The organism is Bradyrhizobium sp. STM 3566 (genome assembly GCF_045571445.1).
In the GTDB taxonomy this organism is placed as follows: Bacteria; Pseudomonadota; Alphaproteobacteria; order Rhizobiales; family Xanthobacteraceae; genus Bradyrhizobium; species Bradyrhizobium vignae.
This window is the reverse complement of sequence record NZ_CP120692.1, coordinates 772947-792595: the sequence shown is the minus strand read 5'-3', so window position 1 is coordinate 792595 and position 19649 is coordinate 772947. Positions and strand designations below refer to the sequence as shown.

14 protein-coding genes and 2 pseudogenes are annotated in these 19649 nt (G+C 65.3%); 8 read left to right on the top strand and 8 right to left on the bottom strand.

Annotation, left to right across the window (positions count from 1 at the left end; translation table 11 throughout):
- Positions 1-84: 84 nt before the first annotated feature.
- Positions 85-939, bottom strand: a complete 855-nt coding sequence (coxB, locus tag P6U27_RS03675; protein WP_122400697.1) for a cytochrome c oxidase subunit II — start codon at positions 937-939, stop codon at positions 85-87.
- Between the two features lie 447 nt (positions 940-1386).
- On the opposite strand from coxB, the gene P6U27_RS03670 reads away from it, so the two are divergent.
- The 4 genes from P6U27_RS03670 to P6U27_RS03655 all read left to right on the top strand — a co-directional run bounded on the left by P6U27_RS03670 (position 1387) and on the right by P6U27_RS03655 (position 4810).
- A complete protein-coding gene (locus tag P6U27_RS03670; RefSeq protein ID WP_122400696.1) occupies positions 1387-1920 on the top strand; it encodes an invasion associated locus B family protein in 534 nt (177 codons plus the stop codon).
- Positions 1921-2031: 111 nt separating this feature from the next.
- Complete coding sequence (gene tldD, locus P6U27_RS03665) at positions 2032-3459, top strand: metalloprotease TldD (protein WP_407193684.1); 1428 nt, start codon at positions 2032-2034, stop codon at positions 3457-3459.
- Positions 3456-4232, top strand: a complete 777-nt coding sequence (gene lepB / locus P6U27_RS03660; protein ID WP_122400694.1) for a signal peptidase I — start codon at positions 3456-3458, stop codon at positions 4230-4232. Before tldD ends, lepB begins: the two co-directional genes overlap by 4 nt.
- Before the next feature lie 11 nt (positions 4233-4243).
- On the top strand, positions 4244-4810 hold the full coding sequence (locus P6U27_RS03655) for a nucleotidyltransferase family protein (RefSeq protein ID WP_122400693.1): 567 nt from the start codon (positions 4244-4246) through the stop codon (positions 4808-4810).
- Between the two features lie 143 nt (positions 4811-4953).
- Here P6U27_RS03655 and P6U27_RS03650 read toward each other — a convergent pair whose 3' ends face one another.
- The 3 genes from P6U27_RS03650 to P6U27_RS03640 form a co-directional block, all read right to left on the bottom strand.
- Complete coding sequence (locus P6U27_RS03650) at positions 4954-5520, bottom strand: PAN domain-containing protein (RefSeq protein ID WP_122400692.1); 567 nt, start codon at positions 5518-5520, stop codon at positions 4954-4956.
- Positions 5521-5700: 180 nt separating this feature from the next.
- Positions 5701-7071 carry a glutamate--cysteine ligase gene (locus tag P6U27_RS03645; protein WP_122400691.1) on the bottom strand — a complete coding sequence of 457 codons (1371 nt, stop codon included), beginning with the start codon at positions 7069-7071 and terminating at the stop codon, positions 5701-5703.
- A gap of 100 nt (positions 7072-7171) precedes the next feature.
- A complete protein-coding gene (locus tag P6U27_RS03640; protein WP_122400690.1) occupies positions 7172-7666 on the bottom strand; it encodes a MarR family winged helix-turn-helix transcriptional regulator in 495 nt (164 codons plus the stop codon).
- A 126-nt stretch (positions 7667-7792) separates the two neighbouring features.
- Between P6U27_RS03640 and P6U27_RS03635 the strand changes: the two are divergent.
- Positions 7793-8022: pseudogene (locus P6U27_RS03635) on the top strand (glutathione transferase GstA); the annotation flags it as partial.
- Positions 8023-8302: 280 nt separating this feature from the next.
- Positions 8303-8611 (top strand): hypothetical protein, encoded by a 309-nt coding sequence (locus P6U27_RS03630; RefSeq protein ID WP_129143443.1) that lies wholly within the window; start codon positions 8303-8305, stop codon positions 8609-8611.
- A gap of 379 nt (positions 8612-8990) precedes the next feature.
- On the opposite strand, the pseudogene P6U27_RS03625 reads toward P6U27_RS03630, so the two are convergent.
- From P6U27_RS03625 to P6U27_RS03610, 4 genes and pseudogenes are all read right to left on the bottom strand, one after another.
- Positions 8991-11202: pseudogene (locus tag P6U27_RS03625) on the bottom strand (FAD-dependent oxidoreductase).
- Between the two features lie 156 nt (positions 11203-11358).
- Positions 11359-12567, bottom strand: a complete 1209-nt coding sequence (locus P6U27_RS03620) for an acetyl-CoA C-acetyltransferase (protein ID WP_122400687.1) — start codon at positions 12565-12567, stop codon at positions 11359-11361.
- Between the two features lie 57 nt (positions 12568-12624).
- Positions 12625-14415, bottom strand: coding sequence for an acyl-CoA dehydrogenase C-terminal domain-containing protein (locus P6U27_RS03615; RefSeq protein WP_122400686.1), 1791 nt, complete (start codon positions 14413-14415; stop codon positions 12625-12627).
- Between the two features lie 41 nt (positions 14416-14456).
- Positions 14457-14843: a nuclear transport factor 2 family protein gene (locus P6U27_RS03610; RefSeq protein WP_122400685.1), complete on the bottom strand. Its 387-nt coding sequence runs from the start codon at positions 14841-14843 to the stop codon at positions 14457-14459.
- A 198-nt stretch (positions 14844-15041) separates the two neighbouring features.
- Between P6U27_RS03610 and P6U27_RS03605 the strand changes: the two genes are divergently transcribed.
- A complete protein-coding gene (locus P6U27_RS03605; protein ID WP_122400684.1) occupies positions 15042-15632 on the top strand; it encodes a PadR family transcriptional regulator in 591 nt (196 codons plus the stop codon).
- 355 nt (positions 15633-15987) lie between these two features.
- Positions 15988-19377, top strand: coding sequence for a tetratricopeptide repeat protein (locus P6U27_RS03600; RefSeq protein ID WP_162500093.1), 3390 nt, complete (start codon positions 15988-15990; stop codon positions 19375-19377).
- The last annotated feature ends 272 nt before the right edge of the window (positions 19378-19649 follow it).

Below are 19649 nucleotides of genomic sequence, written 5' to 3'. Positions count from 1 at the left end.
TCAAATCCTGCCTTGCGTCCCATTCGGACCTCTGGAGGTCCCGCCCTTTTGTCGCTTTCAGTCCCTCAAGCCGTCATCCGACGCTTACTGCGTCGGGCCGGCCGCGGAGGCGTAGGTGCTGGTGCCGCCGCTCGCAAACTTCTTCTTCGCCGTCTCGATCCAGGAGGCGAACTCCTGGTCGCTCACCACGCGCACGGCGATCGGCATGAAGGCGTGATCCTTGCCGCACAGTTCCGAGCACTGACCGTAGTACATGCCGGTCTTGGTGGCCTTGAACCAGGTCTCGTTCAGACGGCCCGGAATGGCGTCGATCTTGATGCCGAATGCCGGCACCGCAAAGGCATGGATGACGTCGGCGCCGGTGGTCTGGACGCGAATCACCTTGTTGACCGGCACCACCATCTCGTTGTCGACGCCGAGCAGACGGGGCTGCTTGTCCTGCGCCATCAGCGAGTCGAACTCGAACTTGCCGTTATCGGGATAGGCATACGACCAGTACCACTGCTTGCCGGTCGCCTTGATGGTCAGATCCGCCTTCGGCACGTCGAGCTCCAGGAACAGAAGCCGGAACGACGGCACCGAGATTCCGACCAGGATCAGCACCGGAACGAGCGTCCAGGCCACCTCGATCAGCGTGTTGTGGGTGGTCCGCGACGGGACCGGATTGGCCTTCGCGTTGAACTTGACGACCACGATCACGAGCAGCGCCAGGACGAACAGCGTGATCAGGGTGATCAGCACGAACAGGAAATTGTGGAACCAGACGATGTTGTCCATCACCGGGGAACCGGACTGCTGGAGCGTCCACTCCCACGGAGCCGGCTGCCCGAGCTCGGCGAATGCCGCACCACCCGTCGCCAGCGTGACGCCAGCCGCCACCAAGGCGATGGTGGCCAATCCCAGCAATTGCCGGCCCACCCGACCCATCGACATCCTCATGCCGTTCGCGCTCCCCTTACGAAATCACCCCAAGTGCGTTCCCCTGTTTCCGGGAAACGCTTATTCGATCCGCCAGTCCGACAAACCGCCACGCAAGAATACCTCTAAGAGGAATCGGGGCCAGATCGCTAGAACGCGAAATCAAGCCTCTCAAACCATAATTCTTGATCTATCGCAATGCAGTCTTGAGCCTGGTCTGCCAGCCATCACCGGCAGGATATTTCCCAGCAACATCAGACAAAAATACCGCTTCCCGGGAAGCTGCGGCTTGACAGCGGAATTGCCCGCGTTAGGCACTGGCAGGCAGCCGCGCAGGAGCCTGATTCGAGCGGGCGATGGCGGTGTGGGCGGCGCGGAATTTGCTTGGGAATCGCCTTCAAGACGCCGTCATTCCCGTATCAGTCCGCCAGGGTGCGAGTGACCCAGGCGAGCAGAGGGACCGACCCGATGGGGCTTTCGAGATCGATGGCAAGGCCGGCGAACGGCCTCCGGGCGCTGGCCGCCCTCGTGGCTGCGATCGTCCTCCTCGCGCTGCCGGGCCTTGCCCATGCGCAGGGCGCGGTACGCTCCGTCCATGGCGACTGGCAGATCCGCTGCGACACCCCGCCGGGCGCCCAGACCGAGCAGTGCGCCCTGATCCAGAGCGTGGTGGCGGAAGACCGCTCCAATGCCGGCCTGACCGTGATCGTGCTCAAGACCGCCGACCAGAAGAGCCGCCTGATGCGCGTGGTCGCCCCGCTCGGGGTCCTGTTGCCCTCCGGCCTCGGCCTCAAGCTCGACAACCAGGACGTCGGTCGCGCCGGCTTCGTCCGCTGCCTCCCCAACGGCTGCGTCGCCGAGGTCGTCCTGGAGGACAAGCTGCTCGGCCAGCTCCGCAGCGCCAAGACCGCGACCTTCATCATCTTCGAGACCCCGGAAGAAGGCATCGGCTTCCCGCTCAGCCTGAACGGGCTGGGTGAGGGGTACGACAAGCTGCCGTAGGGGCGGCTGAACTGGCAATCCTATTGTTTCCGTAATGTGAGACCTGGCGCCCTCGCGGAACCGGTCCGAAACCATTATCTTGCCCCACATCTTCCGATAATGGACGGACGAATGACCAACCCTGCCACAACCTCCCTGCTCGACCGTGCCAATCTCGACCGCGACCAGGTTCGCCACGAGATCGCGCGCGGGCTTTCGGGCGCTGACGACGGCGAATTGTTCCTGGAATACAGCCAGACCGAAGCGCTGATGTTCGACAATGGGCGGCTGAAGCAGGCGACCTACGACACCTCGCAGGGGTTCGGCCTGCGCGCCGTCAAGGACGACGCGGTCGGTTACGCGCATTCCTCCGACGTGTCGCTGCCGGCGCTGATTCGCGCCGCGGACGCCGTCGCTGCCGTGCGCGGCGGCTACTCCGGCAGCTTCGCCGCACCGCCGGCGCACACCAATGTGCGGCTCTATGGCGACGACAACCCGCTCGATGCGCCGGGCTTCGAGACCAAGGTCAAGCTGCTGGCCGAGATCGACGCTTACCTGCGCGACAAGGATCCGCGGGTGCGGCAGGTCACCGTGAGTCTCGGCGCGACCTGGCAGGTCGTCGAGATCCTGCGGCCCGACGGCGAGAGCTATCGCGACATCCGTCCGCTGGTGCGCGTCAACATCTCCGTCGTCGCCGGCCAGGGCGACCGCCAGGAGAGCGGCAGCAAGGGCTATGGCGGCCGCGCCGGCTATGCCGAGTTCATCGCGACCAAGTCCTGGCGCGAGGCCGCCGACGGCGCGCTGCGCGAAGCGCTCGTCAACCTGGAATCGATTCCCGCCCCCGCCGGCGAAATGGACGTCGTGCTCGGCGCCGGCTGGCCCGGCGTGATGTTGCATGAAGCGGTCGGCCATGGCCTCGAAGGCGACTTCAACCGCAAGAAGACGTCGGCATTTGCCGGCTTGATGGGCCAGCAGGTCGCGGCCAAGGGCGTCACCGTGGTCGACGACGGCACCATTGCCTCGCGGCGCGGCTCGCTGTCGATCGACGACGAGGGCACGCCGACCAATCGCACCGTGCTGATCGAGGACGGCATCCTCGTCGGCTACATGCAGGATCGTCAGAACGCACGGCTGATGAACATGAAGCCGACCGGCAACGGCCGTCGCCAGGGTTATGCCCATGTGCCGATGCCGCGCATGACCAACACCTACATGCTCGCGGGCGACCGCGAGCCGGGCGAGATCATCGCCTCGGTGAAGAACGGCGTGTTCGCCGCGAATTTCGGTGGCGGCCAGGTCGACATCACCTCGGGCAAATACGTGTTCCAGTGCACCGAGGCCTACAAGATCGAGAACGGCAAGATCGGTGCGCCTTTGAAGGGCGCCATGCTGATCGGCAACGGGCCGACCGACCTGCATCGCATCCGCATGATCGGCAACGACCTCGCGCTCGACACCGGGATCGGCACCTGCGGCAAGAATGGCCAGGGCGTGCCTGTCGGCGTCGGCCAACCGTCGCTGCTGATGGAACGCATTACGGTAGGTGGAACAGGCGCATGAGTGTTGAGAAAGTAACTGCGCCCGCCAAGCGCAAAAGCAGCGGCTGGGGTGGACAGATCGCTCAGCTCGCCGGCATCGTCGCCGCGGTCTTCATCGCCAAGGGCGCGCTTGCCGAGCCGTTCTACGTGCCGTCGGGCTCGATGGAGCCGACGCTGTTGATCGGCGATGCGCTGCTCGCCTCGAAATTCCCCTATGGCTACGGCACCTCGTCGCTGCCGATCCAGATCAGCCTGCCCGAGAGCGGCCGCGTCTTCGCGGAGACGCCGAAGCTCGGCGACGTCGTGGTCTTCCGCTGGCCCGGCGATCGCTCGCAGGCCTGGGTCAAGCGCGTCGTGGGCCTGCCCGGCGACCGCATCCAGATGCGGCAAGGCCAGCTCTTCATCAACGACCGCCCCGCCGAGCTGAAGCCCGATGGCGTCGGCGCCGCGGAGGACGACCATGGCGGCAGCGAGCCCGCCTATCGCTACGTCGAGACGCTGCCGAACGGCGTCTCGCATCTGATCTTCAAGATGCGCGACAGCGGTCCGCTCGACAACACGCCCGAAGTGACGGTGCCCGCTGGTCACCTCTTCGTGCTCGGCGACAACCGCGACAATTCCGCCGATAGCCGCGTGCCGCTGCGCTCCGGCGGTGTCGGCCTCTTGCCGATCGACAATCTGATCGGCCGTGCCGATGCGGTGCTCGGCTCCTGGGATCTCGGCATGCGCGGCCAGCCGGTGTGGACCTGGCTGTCCGGGTTCAGGCTGGCGCGGTTCTTCACCGCCGTGCATTGACTGGTCATTGGGTGAGAAGAGACGAATTCCTCGCTCTTGCCTTGCGCAATCCGGTCAACGCCACGATTCTAGACGAGCTCCATCGCCTCGCGCTGCCGGATGCGTGGCTGGTTTCGGGATGCCTGGTGCAGACCGTGTGGAACATGCTCACGCGCCGTGCGATCGATCACGGCATCGCAGATTACGACGTGTTCTATTTCGATCCTGATACGTCATGGGAGGCCGAGGACGCGGTGATCCGCACGCTGCACGCGCGGCTCGCGCATCTCGGTGCCAAAATCGAGGCCCGCAACCAGGCGCGCGTGCATCTATGGTACCCCGCCAAGCACGGCCTGCCCTACCCGCCGCTAAGCTGCACGGCAGACGGCATCGATCGCTTCCTGACGCAGAACACGCAAATCGGAGTGAGGCGCGCTGCCGATGGCTACGAGGTCTACGCCCCGCACGGCTTCGACGACGTCGGGAGATTGATCGTGCGGCCCAACCGGGCGGAAAATTTCTCAATCGCCAATTATGAGGCGAAGGCCGCGCGATGGAAGGCGCTCTGGCCCGAGCTTACGGTGATTGCGGCGGAGTGATGCTCGTGTCCCGGACAAGTCGCATCGTGAAACGATGCGGCGCAGAGCCGGGACCCATGGCACATCGGATCCCTGTGTGGCGTGGCCCTAGTTCAGCCGCGCATCACTTCGTGCTCCGCCGCGCCCGGGGCACGTGACAACGACTACCGCACCACGCCCGACGTGAATCCCGCCTTCCTTCGCGGCGGCTTGATCTCCTTCTTCAGGAAACAGCGCGCCTCACGCCCGGTATAGCCGGGGCGGGCATAGGTGAACGCACGGCATTTGTTGTCGGCGGTGCAGGCGGCCTTGCAGGCCTCGACGCTTTCACCGTCCTTGAGCTCGAAATTGCGCAAATCGCCGCCAGGGCGGTCGATCGAGCTCTCGACGCCCTCGACGCGCGGCTCGATCACGCCGGCGCCGCGGACCCCCGAGATACAGCAACTTCCCGGCACGCGCGCCGGCACGCTGTTCTTCAGCCAGCACACCGCCGCGGCACCGTCGACGTCGGGATAACTGAAGCTCCAGGAGCGGCAGCGGCGATCGCGCTCGCACAGCAGCGCGCAATCCTCGGGATCGCCCGAGGTGACCGGCGTGCTGAAATAGTCGCCGCCGGGCCGATCGAACGCCGTCTGGGCAGGCGCCGGCACACTCGCAAATGCGAGCGAAAGCAGCGTGACACATGCCGCGACGCTGGCCATGACGGCCCCGGACAGGCGGCCCTTCCCCATCAGAACAGCTTTCGAGTTATTGACGACGCTCAGGTTTTTCGGCCGGTCATTTGATCGCCGCAAACCTGTATGGGCGATGAACGGCTGAAATCCGGATCGTTGGCCTAACGCATGACCCCAACGGCCGTGTTAGCGCAAAGTGTGACGCGATTATCCGAGAAGATCATGCTCAAACAAGGTCTAGAACGCATACTCCGCGTAGGCTGGTTCCACCGAGCCTTTCCAAGGACCGTTGAACTTCTCCAGCATCTCCTCGGCCGGCGTCCGGCCGGAATCGATGATGCGATCGAGCGGCTCGAGGTGCCGGGTCTCATCGCGGCCAAGCTGGTCAATTCGGCCGCGGCGGCGCAGGCCGGCATGAGCCAGAACGAGGCACTCCTTGGCGATCTCGAACAGATAGCGATCCTTGATCCGCGCCTTGAAGCCGAAGCGCGGCACGTCATCGCGCAAGGCCTGACGCTCATGCGCACTCCAGTGCTTCACCATGTCCCAGGCGGCATCGAGCGAAGCCCCATCGTAGAGCAGCCCGACCCAGAATGCCGGCAGCGCCGGCAGACGGCCCCACGGTCCGCCGTCGGAGCCGCGCATCTCGAGATAACGCTTGAGCCGCACTTCCGGGAAGATCGTCGAGAGATGGTTGGCCCAGTCCGACAGCGTCGGACGCTCGCCGGGAAGATTGTTGTTGCGGCCATCGAAGAACGCGCGGAACGAGGAGCCCGACACGTCGATGTACTCCTCGCCGCGCTTGACGAAATACATGGGCACGTCGAGCGCGTAGTCGACATAGCGCTCGAATCCCATGCCGTCGTCGAACGCCCACGGCATCATGCCGGCGCGCGCGTTGTCGGTGTCGCGCCAGATCTCGGACCGGAAAGAGAGGAAGCCATTCGGCTTGCCCTCGGTGAACGGCGAATTGGCGAACAGCGCAGTCGCGACCGGCTGGAGCGCGAGCGAGACGCGCAGCTTCTTGACCATGTCGGCTTCGGAGGAGAAGTCGAGATTGGTCTGCACCGTGCAAGTCCGGTACATCATGTCGAGGCCGTACTGACCGACCTTCGGCATGTAATTGGTCATGATCTTGTAGCGGCCCTTGGGCATCACCGGGATATCGGCGCGCGACCAGGACGGCGTCATGCCGAGCCCGAGGAAGCCGATGCCGAGCGGCGCTGCGATCTCGCGCACCTGCGCAAGATGCGCCATCAACTCGCTCTGGGTCTGGTGCACGTTCTCGACCGGCGCGCCGGAGAGCTCGAACTGTCCGCCGGGCTCGAGCGAGATCGCACCGCCGCCCGTGACATCGTAGAGGCCGATGATGTTGCCCTGCTCCATGATCGGCTCCCAGCCGAGCAGGAGCTTCATGCCTTCGAGCAGCGCACCGATGCCGCGCGCCCCCCCGTAAGGCACCGGACGGTGGCCGTCGAGCGTGAACGGCGTCTTCTCGTGCTCGGTGCCCATGCGGAATTCGGACGGGTCCTTGCAGCCGGCCTCGAACCACGCGACGAGCTCGTCGCGTGATTGCAGCGGCGTCATATCGATCTGGTCTCGCGCCATATCAAACTCTATTCAAAAAGCGCTTCGACCGAACGCGCGCGGGTGACAGGGATGGCCCGCGAACCCACCGGTTGCGCGGATGAGCGGGTTTGCCGCGCAATCATCGCGACGGCATGCTTTCGTTGACGCCCGCGGGCGGCAGTTTCATCTCGCCGCACGAGCAGCCCAGGCGGTCGAGCAGACTGCTGAGCTTGACGGCATCGGCATCCGACAGTTTCGAACCGACATATTTCTCGATCGCAGCCGAATAGGCGCCCCACATCCGCTTCTGCAGCTCGCGGCCGGCTTCCGTGATCTCGACGAACTGGCCGCGCTTGTCGATCTTGCATTCGCGCCGCGAGGCAAGGCCCTCGTCGACCAGGCGGTCGATCAGCCGCGAGGTAGAATATTGCGGGATCAGCATCTGCCGCTCGAGTTCGACCGGCCGCAGCTCGCCCGAGGGGGCCCGCGACAATTCGAGCAGCGCGTCATACCAGGCCAGGGGTGGGAAGCCGGCCTTCTTCAAGTCCTGCTCGACGCAGTCGAGCACGCGGCTCTGCACCCGCATCAGGCGGATCCAGGCGGCTGTTGCCTCGGTCGATGGTCTGCGTTTCATGGTCCCGCTCAAGCTCGTCGCCCGTCTCTTACTCCATTTGATGCACCTGCATCAATCTTGACTATTTCAAGCAGGTGCATGTAGTCGTCCTTTCGGCCGAACCAAGCTTCAGGCGGAGGAAATTCCGTGAAACCGTACGCTTCGCCCGGTGCCTGTCCACTGTCCCCGGATCGCGGTCCTGGAAGCCCGCCTGGCCGATGAGCTGGTCGAGGTCGAATCGGCGCCAAGAAGCTCGAAAATGGCGAGGATGACCTGAAGCTGAACCCCTTGGGGGCCAGGTCCCTGCGCTGGGCCTCGACTGCGATGAGATCGTGACCGAAGGCCGTGTGATTGTCCAGATGACCGGCGATCCGGCTTGAGCCGAGGCGCTGGCGCCCGCCCGCGCCAGTTCCAAGAAGGTTGGTCCGCCTTTCACGGAGCGGGACGGGCGGGACGCCGAAGAGCCGGACCGACGATCCGGTCGCTCGCGGAATCCGAAATTTCGAGGCGCACTGACGTCAATTTTACGAGCATTGTCAGGGTTAACAATAACTCTGCGTTGTGCGCTCCGCGGTCGTCACCATCCTTGTGGGAGCAATCCACTTGGCTCAGCTTCAGCGCGGGACACGACGCAGACCGCTGGACCGGACAGCTATCGTGACGACCGTACTCCTCCTGCTGCTCGCGAGCGCAATCACTGGCTTGGCGACGGGGCTATTCTTCCGAGTCTGGGCTCTGTTGCTGGTCTCGCCGGTGACCGCGATCCTTGCCGCAACGGTGCTTCAGACCTCGGGCTTTGGCTTTTGGACGGGCGTTCCAATCGTCGTCGGCTGCCTGATTGCCGGCCAGGTCGCCTATCTGGCGGCGACCTTCTACGTGCACAGAGGGGAGCTTTCAGTGCAGGACGAGACCGACGGCGAACCAGGCAAGCACGGCCAGCGCCATGTCAAAGGCGAGGACGAGTAGGGCCAGGCCGACCCACGAAGGAATCTTTCTGCGCAGCCGGAGCAGCCTGCGGCGCGGCCACGGCCGAACCAGCAGCAATAGGGGAGCGCATCTCACCGCAACGCCGGCTGCGCTGCCTTGAGACACCGGGGGGATCATTGCGGGACACCTTCAATGCCAATGGGTCATCCGGTGGATGATCAGCAAGAGTGGTGCCGAGCGAGCGTGGCCGGAACGACGAAGGCGGCTGGAACGCCAGTCCCGCCGACGAGACGGTATCGGGCCGCGCATTCGCGCCGTTCTGAGATGGAAAATAAAAAATGCCGGATCAATGATCCGGCATTTTTGTCTCTGCGTAACCCGGATTTCGCTCACGCTCCATCAGGGCTACAGGCCTCTCTCAGGCCGCCGCCTTCTTGGGCGCGAAGCGTCCGTAGAACGTCTCGCCCTTCGCTGCCATCTCTTCCAGGAGTTTCGGCGGCGTGAAGCGCGAGCCGTATTTCGCCTCCAGCTTGTGGCAAAGTTCGACGAACTTCTTCGTGCCCATGAAGTCGATATAGGACAGCGTGCCACCGGTGAACGGCGCGAAGCCGAAGCCGAGGATCGAGCCGACATCCGCCTCGCGCGGATCGGTGATGACGTGATCCTCCACCGTGCGCGCGGCTTCCACGGCCTGTACGACCAGGAAGCGCTGCTTCAGCTCCTCGATATCGAGCGTATCGGGGTCGAGCTGCTTCGGCTGCAGCGCCGAGAGGCCAGGCCACAGGCTCTTCTGGCCCTTGCCCTTCTCAGGATAGTCGTAGAAGCCCTTGCTGTTCTTGCGGCCGAGCCGGCCCTGCTTCTCGACCATCTCCACCATCAGCTTCTTCTGATCGGGATTGATGGCGTTGGGGCCGAGATCGGCTTCGGTCGCCTTCATGATCTTGAGGCCGAGGTCGAGCGCGACTTCGTCCGACAGCGAGAGCGGGCCGACCGGCATGCCGGCCATCTTGGCGCAGTTCTCGATCATCGCCGGCGGCACGCCTTCGAGGAACATCTCGTTGCCTTCGGCGACATAGCGGCCGACGCAGCGATTGGCGAAGAAGCCGCGAGAGTCGTTCACCACGATCGGCGTCTTGCCGATCTGGCGGACATAGTCGAGCGCGGTCGCCAGCGCGACGTCGCCGGTGTTCTTGCCGAGGATGATCTCGACCAGCATCATCTTCTCGACCGGCGAGAAGAAGTGAATGCCGATGAACTTGCCCTGATCCCTGAAACTCTCGGCCAGCGAGGTGATCGGCAGCGTCGAGGTGTTGGACGCGAAGATCACATCCGGCTTGAGATATTGCTGCGCCTTGGCGAAGGTCTCCGCCTTGACCTTGCGATCCTCGAACACCGCCTCGATGACGAGATCGACATCCTCGAGCGAGGCGTAATCCGCCGTCGCCGTGATGCGCGCGAGCAGCGCTTCAGCGTCGGCCGGCTTGGCGCGGCCCTTCTTGATCTGGTCCTCGATCACCTTCTGCGCGTGCGCCTTGCCCTTGTCGGCGCTCTCCTGGTCGCGATCGATCAGGACGACGTCGAGGCCGGCACGGGCCGAGACATAGCCGACGCTGGCGCCCATGAAGCCGGCGCCGATCACGGCGATCTTCTTCGCCTTGGTCGGCGGCACGTCCTTCGGGCGGCGCGCGCCCTTGTTGAGCTCCTGCATCGACAGGAACAGGCTGCGGATCATCGCGGCCGCCTCCTTCGAGCGCAGCACCGAGGTGAAGTAGCGCGACTCCACGCGCAAAGCGGCGTCGATCGGCAGCTGCAGGCCCTCATAGACGCAGCTCATGATGGCGCGCGCGGCCGGATAATTGTCGTAGGTCTCGCGGCGATAGATCGCGTTGCCGGCGGGGAACATCATCATGCCGGCTTTGGAGAACACCGGACCTCCCGGCAGCTTGAAGCCCTTCTCGTCCCAGGGCGCGACCGCCTTGCCGCCGCCCTTGATCCAGTCCTTCGCGGCCTTGATGAGGTCGGCGGCAGGAACGATGGCGTGAATCAAATTCAGCGCCTTGGCCTTCTCGACCGTGACGGGGTCGCCCTTGAGCAGGATGGTCATCGCGTCCTGCGGCGGCACCAGGCGGCACGCGCTGCGTGCCGCCGGCGCCCGGAAACAGGCCGACCTTGACCTCGGGCAGGCCGAGGCGCGTCTTGGGATTCTCGGCCGCCACGCGGTAGTGGCAGCACAGCGTGATCTCGAAGCCGCCGCCGAGCGCGAGGCCGTTGATCGCGGCCGCCCACGGCTTGCCCGAGATCTCGATCGAGCGCAGCACCTGCGAGAAGCGCCGGCTCTGGTCGAACAGCATCTGGTTCGCGGCGGTTTCGCCCTGCTCCTTGAACACCTTGGCGTAGGCCTGGTTCATGCCCTCGAGCATGGACAAGTCGGCACCGGCGCAGAACGCTTCCTTGGCAGAGGTGATGACGATGCCCTTCACGGCCGCGTCAGCGGTGGTTGCCTTGACGATCGCATCGAGCTCATTGGTCGAGGTCTCGTCGAGCACGTTCATCGAACGGCCCGGGATGTCCCAGGTGACGAGCGCGATGCCGTCGGAATCGGTCTCAACCTTGAAGTTCTTGTAAGACATGGTGGCTGCTCCTCGGTGCCGCAGCCGATCTCAGGCGCGGCGGTTGACTTGAGATCTCGTCGGGTGGGCAAAGGCGCTCTTGCGCCGTGCCCACCCTCATTCGCGAAAGGCAGCAGTGGTGGGCACGCTTCGCTTTGCCCACCCTGCGGCAGCTCGTTACACGCGCTCGATGATGGTCGCGGTGCCCATGCCGCCACCGATGCACAGCGTCACAAGGGCGGTGGACTTGTTGGTGCGCTCGAGCTCGTCGAGCACGGTGCCGAGAATCATCGCACCGGTCGCCCCTAACGGATGGCCGAGCGCGATCGCGCCGCCGTTGACGTTGATCTTGGCGTTATCGATGTCGAAGGCCTGGATGTAGCGCAGCACGACGGAGGCGAAGGCCTCGTTGAGCTCGAACAGGTCGATGTCCGACTTCTTCATGCCGGAGCGCGCAAAGAGCTTTTCGGTGACGTCGACCGGACCCGTCAGCATCATCGCCGGCTCGGAGCCAATGTTGGCGAAGGCGCGGATCTTCGCACGTGGCTTCATGCCGTATTTCGCGCCTGCCTCTTTGCTGCCGAGCAGCACCGCGCCGGCGCCGTCGACGATACCCGACGAATTGCCGGCGTGGTGCACGTAGTTGACGCGCTCGATCTCGGGGTGCGACTGCACCGCGACGCCGTCGAAGCCGCCCATCTGCGCCATCATCGTGAACGAGGGCTGCAGCTGCGCCAGCGACTGCATCGTCGTGTTGGGGCGCATATGCTCGTCCTTGGCGAGAATGGTGAGGCCGTTGATGTCCTTCACCGGCACGACCGACTTGTCGAAGCGGCCCTCGTCCCAGGCCTTGCCGGCGCGTTGCTGGCTCTGCACGGCGTAGGCATCGACGTCGTCGCGGGAGAAGCCATACTTGGTGGCGATCAGATCGGCCGAGACGCCCTGCGGCATGAAATAAGCCGGCACTGCGATCGAGGGGTCCATCGGCCAGGCGCCGCCGGAGGCGCCGATGCCGACGCGGCTCATGGATTCGGCGCCGCCGCCGATCACCAGATCGTGTTGGCCGCTCATGATCTGCGCGGCGGCGAAGTTCACGGCATCGAGGCCGGAGGCGCAGAAGCGGCTGATCTGCACGCCCGGCACGGCTTCGCCGAGGCCCGCCTTCAGCGCGGCGAAGCGCGCGATGTCGGAGCCGGCTTCGCCGACCGGATCGACCACGCCGAGCACGACGTCGTCGACGGAGTCCTCGGGCAGGTTGTTGCGGTCCTTCAGTGCCTTCAGCGGCACCGTGGCGAGTGCGAGCGCCGTGACTTCGTGCAGCGCGCCATCCGGCTTGCCGCGGCCGCGCGGGGTGCGGACGTGATCGTAGATGAATGCCTCAGGCATGACGCCCTCCTGATGTGATGTTCGAAAGCTGTTGGGAAACGCCGGCGGAAGCAGGCTTCAGAACGCTTCCGCCGGCAATTCCATGATGGTGGCGCAGCCGGCCTGGATGCGCGCGAGATTGGCCGCGGTCTCCGGCAGCATCCGCTCCATGAAGAAGCGGCCGGTGACGAGCTTGGTCGAGAGATAGGGCGTGGCGCCCGACTCGGCAATCTTCGCCTGCGTCACCTTGGCCATCTTCGCCCACATGTAGCCGAGCGCGACGAAGCCGAAGAGGTGCAGGTAGTCGGTCGCGGCTGCTCCCGCATTGTCCGGCTTCGCCATCGCGTTTTGCATCAGCCAGGTGGTGGCTTGCTGGAGATGGCCGAGCGAAGTCGAGAGCGGGGTGATGAAAGGCTTCATCGCCTCGTCGCCGCCGTTCTCCTTGGCGAAAGCCATGACCTCGCCGAAGAACGCCATGATGGCACGGCCACCGTCGCGCGGCAGCTTGCGGCCGACCAGGTCGAGCGCCTGGATGCCGTTGGCGCCTTCATAGATCATCGCAATACGGGCATCGCGCACGAACTGCTCCATGCCCTGCTCGGCGATGTAACCGTGGCCGCCATACATCTGCTGCGCCTGCACCGCGTTGGCGAAGCCGTAATCGGTGAGGAAACCCTTCAGCACCGGCGTCATCAGGCCCATGTGGTCGTCGGCGGCCTGGCGATCCCTGGGGTCTTCGGAACGATGGGCGACGTCGCTCTTCAGTGCGGTCCAGATCACGAATGCGCGCGCGGCTTCGTTGAAGGCACGGATCGAGAGCAGCGTGCGGCGCACGTCGGGATGCACGATGATCGGATCGGCCGGCTTGTCAGGTGCCTTGGCACCGGTGAGGGAACGGCCTTGGATGCGCTCGCGGGCATAGGCGACCGCGTTCTGATAGGCGACCTCCGACTGTGCGAGGCCCTGCACGGCGACGCCGAGCCTGGCTTCGTTCATCATCACGAACATGCCTTGCATGCCCTTGTTCTCTTCGCCGATCAGCCAGCCGGTGGCGTTGTCGTAGTTCATCACACACGTCGAATTACCGTGGATGCCCATCTTGTGCTCGATCGAGCCGCAGACGACGCCGTTCCGTGCCCCGACCGAACCATCGGCATTCACGAGGAATTTCGGCACCACGAACAGCGACACGCCCTTGATGCCGGCGGGCGCGCCCTCGATGCGGGCGAGCACGAGATGGATGATGTTTTCGGCGAGATCGTGCTCGCCGGCCGAGATGAAGATCTTGGTGCCCGTGATCTTGAAGCTGCCGTCGGCCTGGCGCACGGCCTTGGTGCGGAGCATGCCGAGATCGGTGCCGCAATGCGGCTCAGTGAGGTTCATGGTGCCGGTCCATTGGCCCGCCACCATCTTCGGCACGTAAGTCTTCTTCTGCTCAGGGCTTCCATGGACGAGCAGCGCCGCGGTCGCGCCCATGGTGAGGCCGCCATACATCGAGAACGCCATGTTGGCGGAGATCTGGAATTCGTTGACGGCTTGCGAGAGCGTCACCGGCAGACCCTGGCCCCCGAACTCGGTCGGCGCCGACAGGCCGAGCCAGCCGCCTTCGGCCACTTGCTTGAAGGCGTCCTTGAACCCCTTCGGCGTGGTGACACTGCCGTCGTCGGCCCGCTTGCAGCCTTCGAGATCGCCCACGCGATTGAGCGGCTGCAGCACTTCTTCGGCGAGCTTGGCGGCTTCGCCCAGGATCGCCTCGCGCACGTCGCTCGACGCATCGGAGAAGCCCGGCAGATTGTCGTAGCGGTCGATCTGGAAGACGTCGTTGAGCAGGAAGTTCACGTCTTCGACAGGGGCTTTATAGATCGGCATGATGGTCTCCCGGCATGGGCCCTGAAGGGATGATGTTGGGCTTATGATTGGGCGGCGGCAAGCTGCTCCGCCATCAGGCGGTGCAGCATGTTGATGGCCTTGAGCGGCCGGACCATCACCTTGAAATGGGTGATGCGTCCCTCGGCATCGAAGCTGATGATGTCGACGCCGTTGATCTCGATGCCGTCGATCATGGTCTTGAATTCGAGCACGGCGCCGCGCTCGTTCGTCCACTCGCCGACATAGGTGAAGCCGGGGCCACCGAGCACCTTCTCGGCGCTGGAGAGGTATTTGAAGGTGATTTCGCGGCCGCGCTGCGGTGTGTGCACGACGGGGCTTTCGAACACAGCGTCGGGATGCAGGAGGTCCCAGAGCGCGGCGCGGTCATGAGACTTCATGTAGGCGTACCAGGAATCGAGGCCGGTCATTCTCAGGTGCCTCCCTAGGCCAAGGGCAAAAGTTACGAAAACAACCCCATGCACAGTAGCCAGAAGGTTGATTCCGCTGGATTTTTCAGCCGGGATTTTGGCCCGCCTGCACGCTGCCTCATATGCACATTGACGCATATGCGCCGATGCGCATAAAGTCAAGCATATTGGTCGGAGATCAAGAACAGGAGGCCGGTGATGGCGCTGGGCGACGCAATCCTCGCATGCCTGACGGAACGTCCGATGACGGGCTACGAGCTCGCCAAGACCTTCGATTCCTCGATCGGCTTCTTCTGGAAGGCCGACCACCAGCAAATCTACCGCGAGCTCTCCAAGCTGCGCGACCGCGGCTACATCCAGGGCCGCGAGGTCGTGCAGACAGGCAAGCCCAACAAACTGATCTATACGCTCACTCCCGAGGGCCGAACAGCGCTGCGGCACTGGGCCGCGCGGCCAAGCACGCCGCCTTCTATCAAGGACGACCTCCTGGTCCGGCTTCATGCGCTCGACAGCGTCGATATCGAACCGATGCGCACTGACCTGATGGCCCGCCTGGAGCACCATCGCGACCGCCATGCCAATTACGAGCGCATCCTGAAGAAGCGTTTTCCGGACGGCACGGCGGAAGGCCGGCTCGATCTCGGCAACCTGCTCCTGCTCCGCTTAGGGGCCCGTCACGAGCAGATGGTGGCGGATTTCTGCGAAGAGGCTCTGTCGGCGCTGTCGACGATGAGCGGCAAGGCCGCGGTGGTGCCGATCGAGGATGGCAAGCGCGAGGGGAAGGGCTGAGCCCGACGCGACAGGAGACTGTCACCACACCCACCGGTGTCATGCCCCGCGAAAGCGGGGCATCCCGTACTCCGGGGCGGCGCGGCTGGAATCGAGCCGCCGCGGCGTACTGGATCGCCCGCCTTCTGCGGCAGCAGGCCACCTGGATGCAGTGGCGCCGCTCGGGTGCCCGAGTTCCCCCCGCCCAACTTTAAGACAGCCGCGCCGCATTCCTTAACTCGTTATTTACCGTAACAGGAAAAAGTCGGTTTTCGAGGCAGACGACCCGCGCCAAATTCGATTGTCTTTGCAACCGGCACGCGTGGGGAAGCTGAAGGCGCCGGGTGGGGCGCCGGAGTCGGAACCGGACAGAGTCATGAATTCGCGCGTATCGTGGAGTGTTGACGGCATCGATCCCTCCGTCAGGGAGCGGGCCGAAGCTGCTGCGCGCAGAGCCGGCATGTCACTCAACGACTGGCTGAACTCCACGCTCGGCGAGACGACCCCGCCGAACTTTCGCGGACCCTACGACCAGCGTCCGCACCACATGCCGAGTCAGGAGAGCCGCGAAGTCGCCGACATCCACCAGCGGCTCGACGCGATCACCCAGCAGATCGAACGGATTTCAAAGCCCGCCCCGCGCCAAGACTCTTCTCGTGAACGAGACGTCTCGCGCGAGCAGGGCGTCGCGCGCCAGCTCAATGATGCGATCTCGCGGCTCGATGCGCGCCTGTCGCAAATCTCCCGTCCGCAGCGGCAGCCGCAGCAGGCGCCACGCCCCGCCCCGGCCGACACGCGCCAGCGCCAGGCCGATGCGGTCGAGCGCGCGGCCGCGCAGGTCTATCGCAGCTCACCACCCCTGAGCCCGGCGTCGTTCGACGTCGCGGTCGCCGAGATCACGGCGCGCCAGAGCGAGCTCGACGGCTTTACGCCCAGGCAGATGCCGCCGCGTGCCGCCCCGTCGCTTGCGCCTGCGGCTCCTTACGCGCCTCCGATGGCGCCGCCCGCACCTGCCTACGCGCCGCCGCCCCCGCAGCCGGGGCCGGATTTCTCCTCGCTCGAACGCCATCTGCTCAAGATCACCAGCCAGATCGAGTCGCTCCAGCGTCCCGACACTACCGAGCAGGCGATCGCCGCTTTCCGCAGCGAGCTTGCCGAAATCCGTGCCGCCATCACCGAGGCGATGCCGCGGCGCGCGATCGAATCGATCGAGAACGAGATCCGCTCGCTGCACCGTCGTATCGACGAGACCCGCTCCAACGGCACCGACGGCCAGATCCTCGCGGGCATCGAGCGCGCATTGTCCGACATCAAGCAGGTGCTGCGCACGCTGACCCCGGCCGAGCAGCTCACCGGCTACGACGAGGCGATCCGCAATCTCGGCGCCAAGCTCGACCTGATCCTGCGCGCCAATGACGACCCCTCGACCGTGCAGCAGCTCGAAGGCGCGATCTCCGCGCTGCGCGCCATCGTTTCCAACGTCGCGTCCAACGAGGCGCTCGCGCGTCTGTCCGAAGACGTGCAGCTGCTGTCGTCCAAGGTCGACCAGATCACCCGCGCGTCCGGCCACGGCGACAGCTTCGCGGTGCTGGAGCAGCGCATTGCGGCGCTCACCGCCGCGCTCGAAACCCGCGAGCGGCCCCAGCCATCCGAGAGCACCGAGCATCTCGAAGCCGCGATCCGCGCGCTGTCGGACCGTTTCGACCGCATGCAGGTCGGCAACGACTCGGCCTCGACCTTCGCCCATCTCGAACAGCGCGTCTCCTATCTGCTGGAGCGGATCGAAGCCGCCTCCGATCCGCGCAACAACAATTTGAGCCGCGTCGAGGACGGGCTGCACGACATCCTCAGGCACCTGGAGCGGCAGCAGGCGACCTATGCCGCGCTGGCCGAGAGTCGCAACTCCGCCCCGCCGCCCGATTCCGGCATGGTCGATCTCGTCAAGCGCGAGCTCTCCGACATCCGTTTCAGCCAGGCCGAGACCAACCGGCACACCCAGGACTCGCTCGAGGCCGTCCACAGTGCGCTCGGCCACATCGTCGATCGCCTCTCCATGATCGAAGGCGATCTGCGCGCGGTGCGCACCGCGCCGCCGGCCCCCGCCCCGCAGCCGATGCCGATGGCGGCACCGATCGAGCCGGCGCCGATGGCGCGCGAGCCGCGGCCGCAGCCGCAGCCGCCGAAATACGATCCGAAGCCTGAGCTGCCCAATCCCGCTGCCGCGCAGGCTGCACCGGCCGCCTTCGTCGCCGCGCCGCGCGAATTCCACGCTGCCAGTCCGGCCGCCCCACCGCCGGTGCCAGCGGCACCGCCCATTCCGCCGCGCGCGATCAGCGAAATCCTGGAGCCGCATACGGCGCCGGCGCGCGCTGCGATCGTGCCAGAACTGCCGCCGGATCATCCGCTCGAGCCGGGCACGCGGCCGGGCGGGCGCGTCGCCACGCCCTCGGAGCGCATCGCCGCCTCAGAGAGTGCGATCAGCGAAATTCCCGCGGCTCCGAAGGAGCCGGTGTCGTCGTCGAGCTTCATCGCAGCCGCACGCCGCGCCGCGCAAGCTGCCGCCGCGCAGCCACCCGAGAAAGCCGGCCGCGCCGCCAAGACGGCGGCGAGCCGCGGCAAGGACAAGGGCCAGGAAGGTGGCTCGACCATCACCTCGAAGATCCGCTCGCTGCTGGTCGGCGCGAGCGTGGTCGTGATCGTGCTCGGCACCTTCAAGATGGCGATGAACCTGCTCGATGGCGGCAGCGCACCGCCGGCGATGCAGAATATTCCGAACGAGCCGGCACCGCAGGCCGCGCCATCGCCGGTCGAGACCAAGCCGGCCGTGCCCGAGCAGGTCACGCCGTCGATGACCTCGCCGACGCCGATCGGACGGCAATCGCAGAACAATACTGCGCCGCCTCCCACGCCCAATTCCGGCAGCACCGCCTCGGTCGAAATCCCGCAGGCGCCCGCCGCGACCGTGCCGCCGCCTGCTTCCAGCAGCGACGTCACCGGCGCGCTGTCGGGCACCAGCCGCGCCAAGCTCGGCCTCGTCCAGGTGCCGCCGAGCGAGAAGCTCCCTGATGGCATCGGCGGTCCGGCCCTGCGCACCGCTGCGATGAAGGGCGATGCGACCGCGGCCTACGAGATCGGCGTGCGCTTTGCGGAAGGCAAGGGCATCGCCACGAATTATGACGAAGCGGCGAAGTGGTACGACCGCGCGGCGCAGGCCGGCGTCGTCCCTGCGACCTTCCGCCTCGGCACCCTGTACGAAAAGGGCCTAGGGGTGAAGAAGGACGCCGACATCGCGCGCCGCTATTACACTCAAGCCGCCGAGCGCGGCAACGCCAAGGCGATGCACAATCTCGCGGTGCTCGATGCCGATGGCGGCGGCCGCGGCGCCAACTACAAGAGCGCGGCGCAGTGGTTCCGAAAGGCTGCCGATCGCGGCGTCGCCGACAGCCAGTTCAACCTCGGCATCCTCTATGCCCGCGGCATCGGCGTCGAGCAGAACCTCGCCGAATCCTACAAATGGTTCAGCCTGGCCGCCGCGCAGGGCGATGCCGATGCGGCCAGCAAGCGCGACGATGTGGCGAAGCGCCTCGACCCGCAATCGCTCGCCGCTGCCAAGCTCGCGATCCAGACCTTCAGCGCCGAGCCGCAACCCGACGACGCCGTCAACGTTGCGACCCCGAACGGCGGCTGGGATAGCGCGCCGCAGGCAAGCGCAAAGCCAGCGCCGAAGCCGGTCGCCGCCAAGCGCTCGGCGTCAGCGGCGCATTAAAGCGCGATGGGATCAAGATGAATCACCATCGCGCTTCAGGTTATTGTTTGAGCATGATCGTTTCGGAAAACCGCTGCACACTTTTCCGGATCATGCTTTAGAACTTACTGCTCGTTGACGGTCTCGGTTCACCTCTCTCCGACGGGGAGAGGTGGACTGAGCGCCTGGCTGGCATCGTCCCCCCAACTGGTCGCGGCGATTCCCCATGCCAAAAATTCCTGATCCGCCTGCCGCCAAATTCCGCTATTGAGGGGCGCGGCAATCGTTCCGAC